We start from the raw sequence: 15,358 nt of genomic DNA, 5'->3' as shown, positions 1-15,358 counted from the left end.
TTAAACCAAGGCGCTCCTTGATGATGAGGGCACCGAGTGCAATGCGAACCGAATATGCTTTTTGACCGATGCCGATCGATGAGAAGGATTGGAAGTATTTCTCTTCCACTTTATCCCAAGGGATGAGTGCGGCAAGCTGTACCCAGCGATTCCCAGGATTAAGCTTCCCGCCAAAGGGTAAGTAGAAATTTTCCAACAGATCTGCCATATCCCGATTCGGCACGAACACGTTCGCTCACTCCATCTGCAAGGTTTTTTGCCAATTTTCTATGTTTTCCTTGCAGATAAATTCGACAAAAGTAGCTCAAATCCCTTGTGGAATAAGGATTTTTTGTTCGTTCAGCAAGCCCTATAATAGAGGTTCATTTCTAACCGTTGTCGAAATAGAAAAGAGCCTGAGGTTTGATAGAGAAATGCTCCAGCATCGGCAACCCAAACAAAGGAGGAGAGCCGGAATTGAAGCTAAAAGACCTGGAGAAGATTCTCTCTCCCGTCATCTTGAAGAGAGGAGCGGAATACCGGGACGACGGGCGCATCGTCGATATGGAAGAGGTGGAAGAGGGGATCTTCCATGCTCAAGTGGAGGGAAGCGAGCTATACGAGGTTAAAGTGATAATCGACTCCCGCGGCGAGATTGAATTTTCGGAATGCGATTGTCCTTTCGACCGCAACGCATTTTGCAAACACCAGGCGGCTGTCCTGCTGGAGATCAGAGACCAACTCCCCCGGTCCAAGGAGGGTCGGCAGACAAAACCGAAGTCCAAGACGAAGCTGTCCGACCAATTGGAAGCGTTAAGCAAGGAGCAGTTGATTGAATTGCTGTTGGAGTACGCGAAGGAGATCCCGGAAGTAAGGAGGCTCCTGAGCCTTCGCTTCGCGAAGGCGGACGGCAAGGAGGATTTGCAATCGTTCGCCAAGCTGATCCGAACCTACGTACGGCAGAATTCGGATCGGGGCGGCTTCGTTCCCTACCGGACCGTCTCTCGCGCTTTGACGGGCGCGGAGATGGTCATGGGGAAGGCGAATGAGGCGCTGGAAAGAGGCGAACCGATTCGGGCGGCCCGAATCGGTTTTTGCGTGCTGCATGAATTGACGGATTTACTCCAGACGTGCGACGATTCCGACGGTCTGGTCGGAGGGATGATCGAAGAATGTCTGGGTCTCGCAAGTCAAGCGGCTGAAGGAGCTTCCTCCTTGTCGGCGTCCGAACGGAAGGAATTGTTCCGGATGCTTCTGGAAGAGGCGCGGCATCCCGGGCTGGAGGACTGGGGGGAATGGCAGTTGTCGTTGTTGGAGAGCGCTACGTTGCTCGTAAGCGGCGAAGAAGAACGGAAGGAATGGGAGATTTCTCTTCAACGTCTATTGGACAGAAACGCTAGAAGCGGAACCGGGTCTTACTTTGCCAATGAAGCGGCTGTGCTGAAGTATCGTCTTATTCGGAGGTTCGACGACGAGAAAACCGCGGACGAATTTCTCCGCGAGAACATCGAGCTGTCCAATATCCGCGAACTGGCCATCCACGAAGCGATCGCGGAACAGCGTTACGACGAGGCGCTGCGCTTGGCCCGGGAAGGGGAACGCCTGGACGCCCAACGAGGGTATCCGGGACTCGTAGACAGCTGGAAGAAGCTTCGTTTGGAGGTATGCCGCTTAACGAAGGACGAAGAGGAAGAGCGCCGCTTGACCGAGGAATTCGCTTTGAACGGCGAATATTCCTACTACGAACAATTGAAGCGGTTGTACACGCCGGAGGAATGGCCGGACGTTTACGCCCGAGTGTTGGCCGGGCTGGAACGAGGTTCGTGGAAATCCGAAGCTCTGTACACGAAGCTGTTGGTCGAGGAGCGGGAGACGGATCGGTTGCTGCAATACGTCGCCCGTAATCCATACGCGGTGGTCGAATATTACAAGCATCTGGTCGATAAGTACCCGGACGAGGTGTATCGGCTGTTCGAGATCCGGATCGGGCAGGAGATGGAGCACGCCTCCGATCGCAAAGGCTATCGGCAAGTTTGCCGGTTGATCCGGGAACTGATCCAAGCGGGAGGGAAGCGGACCGCCGAGAACATTGTGCTAAGCCTGCGGCAACGGTATGCTAACCGACCCGCCCTTCTGCAGGAGCTTCAAGCGGTCCCGCTGTAACCGCAGCCTGAGGCTGCGGGGACGGCCGATGTGGTACACTGTAGCTAAAGCGGACAGAAAGGCGGAGACGGAATTGGTTTATTTGTTCGTGATCGAGCCGGGTTTGTTCTTTACCTTTGACAGCGAGGCGGAAGAGCTGGACAGATGCAAAGAGTGGGGGCTGCTGTCGGACAAGGCGTCCAAGACGAAGACCTTCTACTACAAGGGCCACGGCCTGAACGAAGCTTGCCGCATCGTCGGTTTCGTCGACAAGATGACCGCCGTCATCGAATTCGGCAACAAGCAGAAGCACTGCATTCATCCTTCCTATTTGAAGGAGATGCAAGCATCGAATTATGGGCAGCGGTACGCGGCCAAGACGGAATCCGGGGAGGAGGCGGGGCTGACACCGGAAGCGATCGAGGAAGCGCCGCCGGCTCTTGAACCTGCGGCTGAGGAGCCTGCGCTTCAAGAGCCGAAGGAGCAAGCGCCCGCTGCCGGAGCGCCGGCGAAGAAGGGCAAGACGAAGAAGATCGAGCTTCCCGAGGAAAAGGTCAAAATGGTCGCCACCGTGAAGGAATTCACGACGGTGCCGAACCATTTCTCCGACAACGACGACGAAGTGATCATCTACGAAGCGGTATCCATCGTAGACACGGAGACCGAACTGGGCGCAGCCTGGTCCAGCCACAGCGCCACGCTCAAGAAGCTGGAACTGGCTGTCGGGGACACGATCGCGTTCGAAGCGAAAGTGATCGCCAAGAAGCTGACGAAGCACCCGGTGCCTTACAAAATCAACAACCCGGCGAAGATTCGCAAGGAAGACTCCTAAGTCGCCCGCGAGAAGCTTGGAGCAATCGGGTCCTAACGCGAGCTATCCGGGGGAGAGGGCGGCTACGGCTGCGAATCGCCGCCATTCCGACGCCTTATCGGCGTTGACAGCCCCTCTCCCCGATGATAGTATCAACCCGGAGAAAAACGTGCGTCGTGTACGGCCGCATTTCATAAACAACAAGCAAAGCTCTTCTTACTGGAAGAGTTTTTTAACTTTACGGAAGAGAATGTGATGATGTGGTCCAGCCTAACCCAATCGCCCGCAAGCAAGCGTTCCTGGAAAAGTTCCTGGTAAAGCACCTGTCGGGAGATTCGATCGATTACCGGCAGATCGTTGCGCTGTTCATCCCGATTCTGATCGATCAGGCGTTCATCGTCGGCCTGAACCTGCTCAACACCGCCATGATCAGCTCGTCGGGCGTGGCGGCGGTCAGCGCGGTGAATATGATCGATTCGCTGAACATTTTTCTGATCAGCGTATTCGTGGCCGTATCGACCGGGGGAACGGTGCTTGTCGCGCAATACAAAGGCAGCGGCAACCCGCTGATGGTGTCCAAAGCGGCGTCCAGCACGGTGTCTTCGGTCTTCCTGTTCGCGCTTGGCATCAGCCTGCTGATGATTGTTTTCCACGGTCCGACGTTGAATGCGCTGTTCGGTTCGGCTTCGCCGGACGTCTTGGCCAACGGGAGAACGTATCTGATCGGAAGCTGCGTCTCTTACGCGGGAATTGCGATCGTGGAGGCGGTATGCGGGGCGCTCCGGGGGATCGGGAAATCCCGGGCGTCGCTGGCGCTGTCTCTGATTATGAACTTCTCGTATGTGACGTTGAACGTCGTGTTGATCAACCTGATGCACATGGGCGTTCTCGGTATGACGATCGCGGTGAACGTGGCCCGGTATTTGGCGGCGATTTGCGCGATCCTCTATCTCGTGCGGATGGACACGAATTTGCATTTCCGCATCCGGGATGCGTTCCAGGTCAGTCTGGCCATGCTCAAAAAGATTCTGTCGATCGGCATTCCGTTTGCGGCGGAGCAGATGTTCTTCAACGGGGGGAAGCTGTTGACCCAGGTGTTCATCGTCAGCATGGGCACCTACGCGATCGCGACGAACGCCATCTGCTCCTCGCTGGCCGGCGTGTTCCAGATCCCGTCCAACGCGCTGTCGCTCGTTACGATCACGGTCGTAGGCCAATGTATGGGACGGCGCAACATCGCGGACGCCCGCAAATTCACGAAGTCGTTCCTCTGGACCTCTTCGCTGTTCTTCCTGGCGATGCTGCTCATTCTCATGCCGCTGTTCCGGCCCATCGTCGGAATGTTCCATCCTCCGGCCGAGATTGTGGACGACATTTTCATCATCACGCTCATTAATGCGATTGCGCAAGTTCCGCTCTGGGGGATCAGCTTCATTATGCCGTCCGCGCTCCGGGCGGCGGGCGACTCCAAATTCACGTCCGTCATGTCGATGCTGTCCATGTGGCTATTCCGGATCGTGCTCGGCTACATGCTGGGGATCGTCCTGAACTTCGGCATCCTCGGCGTCTGGGTGGCGATGAACTGCGAATGGGGCGTGCGCGGGGCGATCTTCCTCTGGCGCTTCCGGGGGGAGAAGTGGTACCGGCGTCGGTTGATCGATTAGGGAGGACCTAGCGTCTTGCAGGGTGATTGCGGGCTTATCCCCGCTGATCAGCAATAAACGTAAGAAGCCGCCGGCTCTCCTTCGCGGAGAGGGGCGGCTTTCGGAACGGCGATTCGTTCGCTATCTGCAACCGGCAACCTACTTGAACCGATAAGCCCGGGGTTCGTTGAACCAGAAGCTGCCGTCCTGCGAGAAGTCGTGATAGGGGCTCGGGGATACCAGATCGACTTGCTTCAGATCATCCTCGGTCAGCCGAACGTTCAGAGCGCCGAGGTTGGATTCGAGCTGCTTCTCGTTGCGGATGCCGACGACGGGGATGACGCTCTTCCGATGCAGCAGCCACGCCAGGGCGAACTGCCCGAGGCTCATGCCGCGCGATTCGGCCCATTGCGCCAGGCGTTCCACCTTTTCCAGCTTCGCCTTGTTGGCCTCGGACTCGACGTCCATCCGCTCGCCGCGGGAGTTGTCCGGCAGGGGACGCCCGACCCGGTATTTGCCCGAGAGCCAGCCGCCGTCCAGCGGCGAGTACGCCAACGTGGCCAGTCCGTGGCGCTCGGAAGCGGGCAGAATCTCCTGTTCAATGTACCGGTTGAAAAGGTTGTAGCACGGCTGATTGGTCACGAATCGCTCCAGATTCATGCGGTCGCTGACCCAGAGCGATTCGACGATGCGCCAGGCCTCGAAGTTGGAGCAGCCGATGTAGCGGACTTTGCCCTGCTTCACAAGATCGTCCAGCGCCCGCAGCGTCTCGTCCAGCGGGGTGTGCGGGTCCGGGCGGTGCACCTGGTACAGGTCGATGTAATCGGTGTTCAACCGCTTGAGGCTGGCCTCGACTTGCCGCATGATGCGGTAACGGCTGGCGCCTTCCCCGTTCGGGCCCTCCGCGGTCCGGACTTTGAACTTCGTGGCGACGATGACGCGGTCCCGGCGCCCTTTGATCGCCTTGCCGATAATCTCCTCGCTGGTCCCTTTGCCGTATGTATCCGCCGTATCCAGAAAGTTGATGCCGGAGTCCAGCACCCGGTGAATGATCGATATCGACGTTTGCTCGTCCAGGTCCCAGTCCCCGTAGGTCATCGTTCCGAGGCAGAACCGCGACACCTGCAAGCCCGTTCGGCCCAAATAGACGTATTCCATGGCCAATCTCCTCCTTGATCGAGACGGTAATAGACGCACAATCTACTTCTATTATACCGCATGTCCCGGAAGATAAGGCGACCGTATCTCGAGCCCGCGATGCGGTCCAGGATGTCTACAGTTTCAACCGTTCGATCGCCTCCACGACCTTGCGCCGCAGCGCCGCATCGGCCGCTTGCCCGTGCACCAGTTCCAGCGCCCACAGGACGGCGCCTGCGGCCGGTGGCACATGCAGCGTCAAGAAGCGGCAGCGCCGGTCGGTCAATTGGGCGACGTAATCGCGATACCGGTCGGCCAGCAGCGGGCTCTCCGCTTTGACCCATACGGAGCCGGCCAGCACGATGTCGACTTCGGGGCCGAAGTCGAGATTGTGAATGCAGCCGGCGGTGGACAGGGCGAGCTGGCGGGCCGAATGGTCGACGATGCCCATGGCCGCGGCGTCGCCGGCGTCGGCGGCGGCGAACAGAAGCCGGATCATCTCGGTAGTGGGAAGCGTCCGGTCCAGCAGGCCTTCAAGCGCGCAGTCGAGAAAATGCTCCTTCGCGGGCACGCCAAGCAGCTTCAGCACGGGTTCGGTCAGTTGCGTGGGCGGGCCCATCCGGTAAAAGGCGTCGTACACCGCGCGCAGCGTTCGCCGCGCCAGATAGAAGCCGCCGGCTTCGTCCCCGGACAGCTCGCTGCCGACGCCGCCGACCTGCAGCCGGGCGCCGGAAGGCGAGATGCCGCCGGTCACGGCGCCGGAGCCGTTCACGGAGCAGACGCCGAAGCCGGCCTCGATGCCCGCTTTAATGCCGAGGAACGAGTCGTTGTCCACTGCATAGCGCGTAAACCCGATCCGTTCCACCACCTGGCGCAATTGCCGCTTCTGGGACGGAATGTCCGCGCCGGCGAGGCCGAACGCGCCCGCCGCGACCGATTCCATCGACAGCCGGTTGCGCGCCAGCAGCTGCCGGATGTGCACGTTCATAATCCGGTACGAGCTCTCGTAGCCGTCGGGGAACCGTTCATGGCTGCACGTGCCGGCGCGGCTATGGTCGACGAGGCCGCCTTCGGCGTCGAACAGGAAGTAGTCCGTTTTGCTGTTGCCGCCGTCTACTCCGATCACATAGGAGGGGCCGGCCGCCGTCATGCCGGGCTCGCCGTTTTGCCCCCGTAGAATTGGGGGAGATAAGCCCGGTGGGCTTCCTTCAATTCGTGGAAGCAGGCGAACGCCGCGTCGTAATCGCCGACGAGCGGGTTCATCATCAGCGCGCGCAAGGCGGCTTCCTCGCTGCCGGTCACGGCCGCCGCGACCGTCTCGCGTTCGTACGCTTTGACCATTCGCATGTAGTCGATGATATGCCGGTTGCGGAAGCCGGGCAGCCCGACCGGCTTCGCCCCGTCCCTGCCGATGACCGCGCCGATCTCGATCGCGTCGGAATCTTCCATGAAATCCAAGGCTCCCCGATTCAGAAGATTAACGACGTGAATCTCTTGCTTGTCGTTATAAATGGCGTCGACGAGGCTGATCGCGACTTCGGAATAATTGGCGCCGCCGCGGGACGCCAGCAGCTCCGGCTTCGCGCGAAGCTCGGCGTCGGAATAGAGGCGGAGCAGCTCCTCCTCGATCTGCATGCACTTCTCCCCGCGCGACAGTTCGCTCTCCTGCAGGATTTTGAGCTTTTTCTCCTTGAAATAATAGTATTCGAGATAAGAGGAGGGGATGGCGCCCACCGTGCGGATCAGCTCTTTGCTGAACCCGCTGGACGGAATGTTGCGCATCGCTTCGCTGTTCAAGCCCATCTCCAGCGCCGACTGCAGGTAGTCTTTGCCGTCCTGTTCGATTCCCGTAATCCAGCTCAAATGGTTGAGGCCGACATAGGTGATGCTCGCCCGCTCCAATCCGAGGGAAGCGCGAATGCTCTTGAACATATTGTACGGCACGTTGCAGAGGCCGAGCATCTTCACGTTCGAATGGTTGAGCAGCGCTTCGGTAATAATGCCCGCGGGATTGGAGAAGTTGATGAGCCAAGCGCCGGGGCAAAGGGCCTGCATGCGCTCCGCGAGTCGGAGCATGACGGGGATCGTGCGCATCGCTTTGAAAAATCCGCCGATGCCGCAAGTCTCCTGGCCGATCAGACCGTGCCGGAGCGGGATTCTCTCGTCCAGCACGCGGGCGGGCAGCTTACCGACGCGAATTTGCCCCAGCACGAAGTCGGCGCCTTCAAGGGCTTCGTCCAGGCTTTCCGTCAGGACGACGCGGCAATGGACGCCTGCGGCATCCAGCATGCGGACGCACAGCTTGCCGACGATATCGAGCTTGCGCCGGTCGATATCCATCAGCGCCAGCTCGGTAACGGGGAGCGCGTCTTTGCGTTTGATCATCCCTTCGATCAGCTCCGGGGTGTAGGTGCTGCCGGAACCTATGATTGCGATTTTCAGCTTGCTGTTCATCGGGAACCCCCTCTGTCGATAGGCTTGAATGGCGCGGCAAGATGCCGCCATTATAGCACGGTGGCGAAAAAAACCACAAGAAGTTGCGAAATAAAAATTCAATATGATAAAAATATTTTAAAATAAATAATCGGACATTGCCGGTCTGATTGCCAATATTTATCAAGCGTTTTCTTGTGTTTTCATACAATTCCGCTTAAGATTAAAGTGATTTTGCGAGGAACGGGTCGTTTCGCGTCTGATTCTGTGAAGTCAGACTAATAAAATACGAGGACGAGTAGGGAACGAACGATATGGCGATTCATGACAATATTTTGATCAAAATCCGGGATATGAGGGACAGTTTGACGCCGGTCGAGAAGCTGGTGGCCGACGCGATCTTGGCCAATGTGGAAGAGGTGCCCCATCTGTCGGTGAAGGGCCTCGCGCAACTCAGCAAGACGAGCGACGCCTCGGTTCTCCGGTTTTGCAAGACGATGGGCTACAGCGGCTACCGCAGCTTTATCGTCAGCATATCCGCCTCCCTGGGTTCCATGGAGGAAGAAGACAAGGACGAGTATACCGACATCCAGCCGGGCGACGACTTGCCGGTCATCATCGCCAACATCGCGCGCAACAACGCCAAGTCGATCGAAGACACGCTGAGCGTCATCGACCGCAAGGAGGTCGAGCGCGCGGTGAATGCGCTGCGGAACTGCAACCGCATCGCGCTGTTCGGCATCGGCGCTTCCGGGCTCGTGTGCAAGGACGCCGAGCAGAAATTTTCGCGCATCAACAAGATTTGCCACGCTTATACCGACGGGCACAGCCAACTGACGGCCGCCACTTTGCTCGGCAAGGGAGACGTCGCCATCTTCGTCTCGAACTCCGGGAGCACGATCGACATTCTCGATTCGCTCGACATCGCCAACAAGAACCGGGCCACGACGATCGCCATCACCAAGTACAACCGGAGCGAGCTTGCCGATAAGTCGAATATCGTGCTCAGCATCTCGACGCCGGAGCTGACGTTCCGCAGCGGGGCGATGGGATCGCGCATCGCGATGCTCACCGTCGTCGACATGCTGTTCGCCGGGGTCGCCAGCGCGGAGTACCAGAGCGTGAAGCGGTTCCTGACGAAGACGCACAACGTGCTGTCCGGCAAGTACCGCAAGTAGGCCTTGGGTACAACGTTGCAGCTCTTAGATTGAATTCGATTATTTGATTGAAGTAGAGTCCGAAGATAGCGTCCGAAGCCTGCGTCCGAATTTTTCGCTGCTAGGGGAAGCTTACCAGGCTTCCGCACGTGGCGGTGTACTCAAAATCGGCTTGCAAGAAGATCGGGTATGGATAGCGGGACAAGCCGTCACCGTGATGAAAAGCGAGTTGCTCGTTTGAAATATTGTTAACTGGCGACAGCCATAGCGGCGGCTGTACGGTGGAAAACCGATCGCAAGCGCGCTCAAAAAGGGGGGCCTGGCCGGCTCGATAAGGGGCGCGTTTTTTATTGTTTTTCTCTAAATATTTATTACAAAAATTTGTTCCGTAATAAAATTTAATTTCAAATTGTATTGACGAAAGATTTCATCCCGCCTTAATATTAACCTAACAAACGAGAAAACGCTGTACGAGAAGCCGCAACGGACGAGTGCATGACCACACTGACCAGGCGGAAGAGAAAGGAGCCGACATGAACGAATATCTGGCGGGATTGACAACGGAAGAGATCCATCCGGACACGCAAATGATCGACGAATGCACGACGGAGGAGATGCTGCGGCTTCTTAATCGCGAGGATGCCAAGGTTCCGGCGGCGGTGGCCGCGGAAATACCGCAAATCGCGAAGGCGGTTGACGTTCTGCACCGGCTGCTGAAGAACGGTGGGAGAATGTTTTATATAGGGGCAGGCACTTCGGGAAGGCTCGGCGTTCTGGATGCATCCGAATGCCCGCCTACCTTCGGCGTCGATCCGACGCTCGTGCAAGGCCACATTGCCGGCGGGGACATCGCGCTTAGGATGGCCGTCGAAGGATTCGAGGACGATGAGGAGGAGGGGATCGCTTTAATCGATCGCTGCGGGGTGACGGACAAGGACGCCGTCATCGGCATCTCGGCCAGCGGCAGCGCCGCGTTCGTCATCGCGGGACTGCGGAGGGCCGCCGAACTGGGGGCCGTGACGATCGGGGTCGTCAATAACAAACATTCGAAATTGTCGGAAGTTTGCGACATCTGCATTGCCCCCGTGGTCGGACCGGAGGTCATTATGGGCTCGACCCGGCTGAAGGCGGGCACCGCGCAGAAGCTCGTGCTCAACATGCTGACGACATGCACCATGGTCAAGCTGGGCAAGACATACGATAACCTGATGGTCGATCTGAAGGCCAGCAACCGGAAGCTGTACGACCGCTCCATCCGCATCATCCGGGCCGCGACCGGCACGGACGAAGCGACGGCGGCCGAAACGCTTCGCAAAGCCTCCATGAACGCCAAGCTCGCGATTCTGATGATCAAGACCGGGCTCGGCCCGGAGGAAGCCGAACAGGCGCTGCGCCAAAGCGACGGCAATCTCAAGGCGGCCATCCGTACATATCCGGACCTTTTCCAGACCGCGCCGCAACCGTCGCCCGAAAGTCAATAAAGCCGGACAAATAAAGGGGAGGATGAAGGACAATGGCAAAACAAAGTCGCGTTTTCGCATCTGCACTGGCTTTAACGTTATCGATCTCCGCGCTCGCGGGCTGCTCTTCGGGAGGCGGCAACAACAACGGCAACGCTTCGCAGAGCCCTTCCGGCTCGGCGAGCGCTCCCGCTTCGTCCGTCGCGTCCGCGGCGAAAGACACCATTACCGCGCTGCTTCCGCCGGTGTCCGCCACTTACCAGGACAATTTCGAACAGATGGCCAAAGACTTTAACGCGCTGTACCCGAACCTGACGCTCAAGATCGAGCCGGCGAGCTGGGAAGACATGACGCAGAAGCTGGACACCCAGGTGAACGCGGGCAGCCCGCCCGACATCGCCTTCATTCCCTCGGCCAGCGTCTCCAAATACGTGCAGCAGGGCGTGCTGATGGACATTACCGACGCGGCGACGCCCGAGATGGTCGGCGATTTCGAGACGGCGCCCCTCGAATATATGAAGAACGGAACCGGCCTGTACGGCTTCCCGGCGTATATGGAAATTCACGCGCTGGGCGGCAACAAGCAGTTCCTGGAGGAAGCCGGCATCGACTGGAAAAGCGTTCAGAAGAACGGCTGGACGTACGACGAATTCCGGGAAGCGATCAAGAAGGGCGTCGTCAAGGACGGCAACAAGACGACGCGTTACGGCTTCGTCTTCGCCAACGCGGGCGTCGCTTCCAAGGACTACTTGGGCATTCTCGTCAAGAACGCCGGCATGCCTTCCGCTTTTACGAAGGATCTGAAGTACGCCTATACGAGCAAAAATTATCTGGAAGTGCTGAAGGACGTCCGGCAGCTGATCGACGACGGCTCGATGCCGAAGGAGCTCAGTTCGATCGACGCGGGCAAGCGCTGGAACATGTTCCTGACCGGTCAGACGATGATTACCGGCAAAGGGCTGGCCACGTTCGAGAACTCGGCCAACAAAAACAACGAGAAGCTCAAGGCGAACGACGGAAGCGCCGTCGAAGGGAGCATTCCGGTCGATTACATCGTCCTGCCCGTGCCTTCGTTCCTCGGCCAGCCGGCCGTGTCGAGTCCGGCGGTCGACGGGTACGTCACGTTCCGCGGCAAGAAGGAGCCGACGCCCGAACACAAGGCGAACGTCGTCAAGGCGGCCTACTTCCTCGCCAGCGGCAAAGTCGCGGCCATGACCAACAACGAGCTGTTCGTCGCCCATATTACGAAGTCCGGCAAGGAAGCGGCGGCCAGCATGACGGTGAACCGCAATCCGGACAACGCAGCGGCGGTAGAAGTGCTGCTGTCCCATGCGGCGCCCGCCCGTCCCGACATTCCGCCCGAGCTCGGCGCCAAGGCGATCAAGCTCGAGGACGAAGTGATCGTTCCGAAGTTCCAGGCGCTGCTTGCGAACGAGATTAAGCCCGAGGAGATGTACGAGGCCGTCAAGAGCGCCGCGATCAAGGAATTCGGCCAGGACGGCGTCGTGACGGATTAACCGCCCGCCGCTCCGGATGGCCGCCGATTGCCGGCGCGGCCGTCCGGAGCCGGCTTCGATGACAGGGAAAGGAGTCGGCCTATGGCACAGCTGGCCAGAACGATCAAACGAAGATTATTGCACGGAGACGCGGCTTGGGCCTATGCGTTCATCGCGATCGCGCTGCTCGTGTACGCGATGTTTACGGCCTACCCGGTCGTCAGCGCCTTTATGATCAGCTTTCAGGAATACAAGCCGCTCGGCTCCACTTATGTCGGCTTCGAAAACTATGTCAACTCGTTCGGCGATTCGCTGTTCTGGAAGTCGATCCGCAACACGATCGTCTACACATTGCTTACGGTGCCGGTCTCGCTTCTCCTGTCGTTCGCCGTCGCCATCCTCATTTTGCCGTTCAAGAAGCGGCTGCAGACGGCCTTCAAGGCGGTTTATTATTTGCCGGCCGTCGCGTCCGGCGTCGCGATGTCCGTCGTCTGGCTGTGGATCTACGATCCGCTGCCTTCCGGCCTGATGAACCGGCTGCTCGACGTGTTCGGCATCGGCAATCAGAACTGGCTCGGCTCGAGCGCGACCGCGATGTTCTCCCTCGTGCTGATGGCCTGGCTGTCCAGCCACGGAACGAGCATCATCATCTACCTGGCCGCGCTGCTCGGCATCGACAACAGCTACTACGAAGCGGCGGACCTCGACGGGGCCTCCTTTTTCCAGAAGCTGTGGCATGTCGTCGTTCCGTTTCTGCGGCCGACGACGTTGTTCCTGCTCGTCACGGGCGTCATCGGCTCGTTTCAGGTGTTCCAGAACGCCTACCTGATGACGGGGGGCGGTCCGGACAACGCAACGACGATGGTCGGGCTGCTTATTTTCAACAACGCGTTCAAATATTTCGAATACGGCGAGGCGGCCGCGCAATCGCTCGTGCTCGCGCTCATTATCGCCGTCATCTCGTATTTCCAATTCCGGTTCCTAGGCAAAGACGTGGAATATTAAGAGGAGGAGCGAACGGTATGGCGCTATACAAACAGCATTCCGGCAGGAAGATCGCCCCCTACGTCCGCAACGCCGCGATTGCGGTCGTCCTCCTCGTTTTCGCGGTTGCGACGCTTTTTCCGATCTACTTCATGATCATCTCTTCGTTCGGCGACCCCGTCGAAGCCGGCGCAGCCAACTATACGCTGTGGCCCAAGAAAATTTCCTTCGAATCCTATCTGTTCTTCTTCGACTTCAGCAAATATTCGTACCGCTGGCTGCTCAATTCGCTCGTCGTGGCCGGCTCCGTCATGATCACCAACGTCGTCTTAGCGAGCCTGGCGGGGTATGCGTTCTCCAAAATCCGCTTCCGCGGACGGAACGTCCTGTTCTCGCTGCTGCTCAGCGCGATGATGATTCCGTACCAGGTGACGCAGGTGCCGCTTTACATTCTGATCGTGAACGTCTTCCATATCGAAAATACATACAGCGCCTTGATTTTGCCGGGGATCGTGACCGTGTACAACATCTTCCTGGCGAAGCAGTTTATCGGGTCGATTCCGACCGAGATTATCGAGAGCGCCAAGGTGGAGGGCTGCAGCCAGCTGCAAATTTTCACGCGAATCATCGTGCCGTTGTCTAAAACCGTGCTGGCCGTCATGGCCATTCTGACGTTCGTGGATAGCTGGAATACGTTCTTCTGGCCGTTCCTCGTCACGAACACGATGGAGATGCAGACGATTCAGGTCGGGCTCAAAAACTTCCGCTTCGCCAACACGACGTATTTCGCGCCGATGATGGCGGGGGCGGCCATCTCGGCCATTCCGATGTTCGTGCTGTTCTTCAGCTTGCAGAAGTACTTCCTCGAAGGCGTTACCGTCGGGGCGGTGAAAGGATGACGGCGGCGGGAGGCACGGCTGCGGAGAGCAGGTTTCGGGGCGCGCGCCGTTATGCCGTCGGGCTCATGTCCGGCACGTCGGTCGACGGAATCGACGCTGCGGTAGTCGAGGTGGAGTTGGCGGAAAGTCTAGGCGCCAAGCCTCGGGTCCGGCTGGTCGCCTTCGAGAACAAGCCGTATCCGGCGTCTGTCCGGGAAGAGATCTTCCGGCTGTTCGATCCCCGGGAGGCGACGGTAGACCGGGTCGGGCGGCTGAACGTCCTGCTTGGCGAGCTGTACGCCGAAGCGGCGCTGTCGGCGATCGCGGCGGCCGGGCTGCGGCCGGAGGACGTGGCGGTCGTCGGCTCGCACGGGCAGACGATTTATCATGCGCCGGACGCGGAGCGGGTGAACGGTTACGACCTGCGCTATACGGTGCAGATCGGGGAAGGAGCCGTCATCGCCGCGCGAACCGGCATTCCGTGCGTCTCGGACTTTCGCGCGGCGGACATGGCGGTCGGCGGGCAAGGGGCGCCGCTCGTGCCGTTCACGGAGTATTGGCTGTACCGGGAAGAGGAGCGGACGCTGCTGCTGCAAAATATCGGCGGCATCGGCAACATGACCGTTCTGCCCGCGGGCTGTTCGGCGGAGGACGTGACGGCGTTCGATACCGGTCCGGGCAATATGCTGATCGACGGGCTCGTCTCGCGCCTCTATCCGGGGGCGAAAGCGATGGACGAAGGCGGCGCCGTCGCGAGGAGCGGCCGGGTCGACGAAGCGCTGCTCAGCTGGCTGCAGCAGGAAGACTACTACCGGCTGCCGCCGCCCAAGTCGACCGGACGCGAGCGGTTCGGCGCCGCTTACGTCGACCGGCTGCTGGGCTGGCAGCGCGAGCGCGGCCTGCGGGCGGAAGACCTGATCGCGACCGTCACGTATTTGACGGCCTGGTCGATCGGCGACGCCTACCGCCGGTTCGTCCGTCGCCGCCATCCGGCGCAGGCGATGATCGTCGGCGGGGGCGGAAGCTACAACGGCACGCTGCTCGCCATGCTGAAGCGGGAGATGGAGCCGATGGGCGTCGCGGTGACGACGCAGGAGGAAGCCGGCCGCAACAGCGACGCCAAGGAGGCGGTCGCCTTCGCTTTGCTGGCCGTTTGCGCGATAGAGGGCTTGCCGGCGAACCTCCCCTCCGTGACGGGGGCGAGACGGCCGGTCGTGCTCGGCAAAATTTCGTACTAG

At 59.1% G+C, this 15,358-nt stretch carries 13 protein-coding genes; 9 read left to right on the top strand and 4 right to left on the bottom strand.

Features of this window, described 5'->3' with window-relative positions; all coding sequences use genetic code 11:
* Nucleotides 1-208 (bottom strand): transposase (locus G485_RS0123710; RefSeq protein WP_035157967.1); only part of this gene is annotated, 208 nt, incomplete at its 3' end.
* Between the two features lie 248 nt (nucleotides 209-456).
* Between G485_RS0123710 and G485_RS0123705 the strand changes: the two genes are divergently transcribed.
* The 3 genes from G485_RS0123705 (at nucleotide 457) to G485_RS0123695 (ending at nucleotide 4,596) form a co-directional block, all read left to right on the top strand.
* Nucleotides 457-2,142 carry an SWIM zinc finger family protein gene (locus G485_RS0123705; RefSeq protein ID WP_027094581.1) on the top strand — a complete coding sequence of 562 codons (1,686 nt, stop codon included), beginning with the start codon at nucleotides 457-459 and terminating at the stop codon, nucleotides 2,140-2,142.
* A gap of 28 nt (nucleotides 2,143-2,170) precedes the next feature.
* Nucleotides 2,171-2,953, top strand: a complete 783-nt coding sequence (locus tag G485_RS0123700; protein ID WP_240489258.1) for a hypothetical protein — start codon at nucleotides 2,171-2,173, stop codon at nucleotides 2,951-2,953.
* 239 nt (nucleotides 2,954-3,192) lie between these two features.
* On the top strand, nucleotides 3,193-4,596 hold the full coding sequence (locus G485_RS0123695) for an MATE family efflux transporter (RefSeq protein ID WP_084423473.1): 1,404 nt from the start codon (nucleotides 3,193-3,195) through the stop codon (nucleotides 4,594-4,596).
* Between the two features lie 138 nt (nucleotides 4,597-4,734).
* Here the strand turns inward: G485_RS0123695 and G485_RS0123690 are convergent, their stop codons facing one another.
* The 3 genes from G485_RS0123690 to G485_RS0123680 all read right to left on the bottom strand — a co-directional run bounded on the left by G485_RS0123690 (nucleotide 4,735) and on the right by G485_RS0123680 (nucleotide 8,166).
* Entirely contained in the window at nucleotides 4,735-5,733 is a 999-nt protein-coding gene (locus G485_RS0123690; RefSeq protein WP_027094578.1) for an aldo/keto reductase, read from the bottom strand.
* 115 nt (nucleotides 5,734-5,848) lie between these two features.
* Complete coding sequence (locus tag G485_RS0123685) at nucleotides 5,849-6,862, bottom strand: N-acetylglucosamine kinase (RefSeq protein ID WP_027094577.1); 1,014 nt, start codon at nucleotides 6,860-6,862, stop codon at nucleotides 5,849-5,851.
* On the bottom strand, nucleotides 6,859-8,166 hold the full coding sequence (locus G485_RS0123680) for a 6-phospho-beta-glucosidase (RefSeq protein WP_027094576.1): 1,308 nt from the start codon (nucleotides 8,164-8,166) through the stop codon (nucleotides 6,859-6,861). The genes G485_RS0123685 and G485_RS0123680 overlap by 4 nt, the downstream gene beginning before the upstream one ends.
* Nucleotides 8,167-8,459: 293 nt before the next feature.
* Between G485_RS0123680 and G485_RS0123675 the strand changes: the two genes are divergently transcribed.
* The 6 genes from G485_RS0123675 to G485_RS0123650 all read left to right on the top strand — a co-directional run bounded on the left by G485_RS0123675 (nucleotide 8,460) and on the right by G485_RS0123650 (nucleotide 15,358).
* Nucleotides 8,460-9,323 carry a MurR/RpiR family transcriptional regulator gene (locus G485_RS0123675; protein WP_027094575.1) on the top strand — a complete coding sequence of 288 codons (864 nt, stop codon included), beginning with the start codon at nucleotides 8,460-8,462 and terminating at the stop codon, nucleotides 9,321-9,323.
* Nucleotides 9,324-9,835: 512 nt separating this feature from the next.
* The gene (gene murQ, locus G485_RS28045) at nucleotides 9,836-10,783 is read left to right on the top strand and encodes an N-acetylmuramic acid 6-phosphate etherase (protein WP_051318540.1); all 948 of its coding nucleotides are present in this window, start codon (nucleotides 9,836-9,838) and stop codon (nucleotides 10,781-10,783) included.
* A 32-nt stretch (nucleotides 10,784-10,815) separates the two neighbouring features.
* Nucleotides 10,816-12,279, top strand: a complete 1,464-nt coding sequence (locus tag G485_RS0123665) for an ABC transporter substrate-binding protein (RefSeq protein WP_027094574.1) — start codon at nucleotides 10,816-10,818, stop codon at nucleotides 12,277-12,279.
* Between the two features lie 81 nt (nucleotides 12,280-12,360).
* Nucleotides 12,361-13,263: a carbohydrate ABC transporter permease gene (locus tag G485_RS0123660; RefSeq protein WP_027094573.1), complete on the top strand. Its 903-nt coding sequence runs from the start codon at nucleotides 12,361-12,363 to the stop codon at nucleotides 13,261-13,263.
* Between the two features lie 17 nt (nucleotides 13,264-13,280).
* Nucleotides 13,281-14,141, top strand: coding sequence for a carbohydrate ABC transporter permease (locus G485_RS0123655; protein WP_027094572.1), 861 nt, complete (start codon nucleotides 13,281-13,283; stop codon nucleotides 14,139-14,141).
* A complete protein-coding gene (locus G485_RS0123650; RefSeq protein ID WP_027094571.1) occupies nucleotides 14,138-15,358 on the top strand; it encodes an anhydro-N-acetylmuramic acid kinase in 1,221 nt (406 codons plus the stop codon). The genes G485_RS0123655 and G485_RS0123650 overlap by 4 nt, the downstream gene beginning before the upstream one ends.

The sequence above is a fragment of the Cohnella thermotolerans DSM 17683 genome (genome assembly GCF_000429825.1).
Lineage (GTDB): Bacteria > Bacillota > Bacilli > Paenibacillales > Paenibacillaceae > Cohnella > Cohnella thermotolerans.
This window is presented reverse-complemented; position numbering and strand designations above follow the sequence as displayed.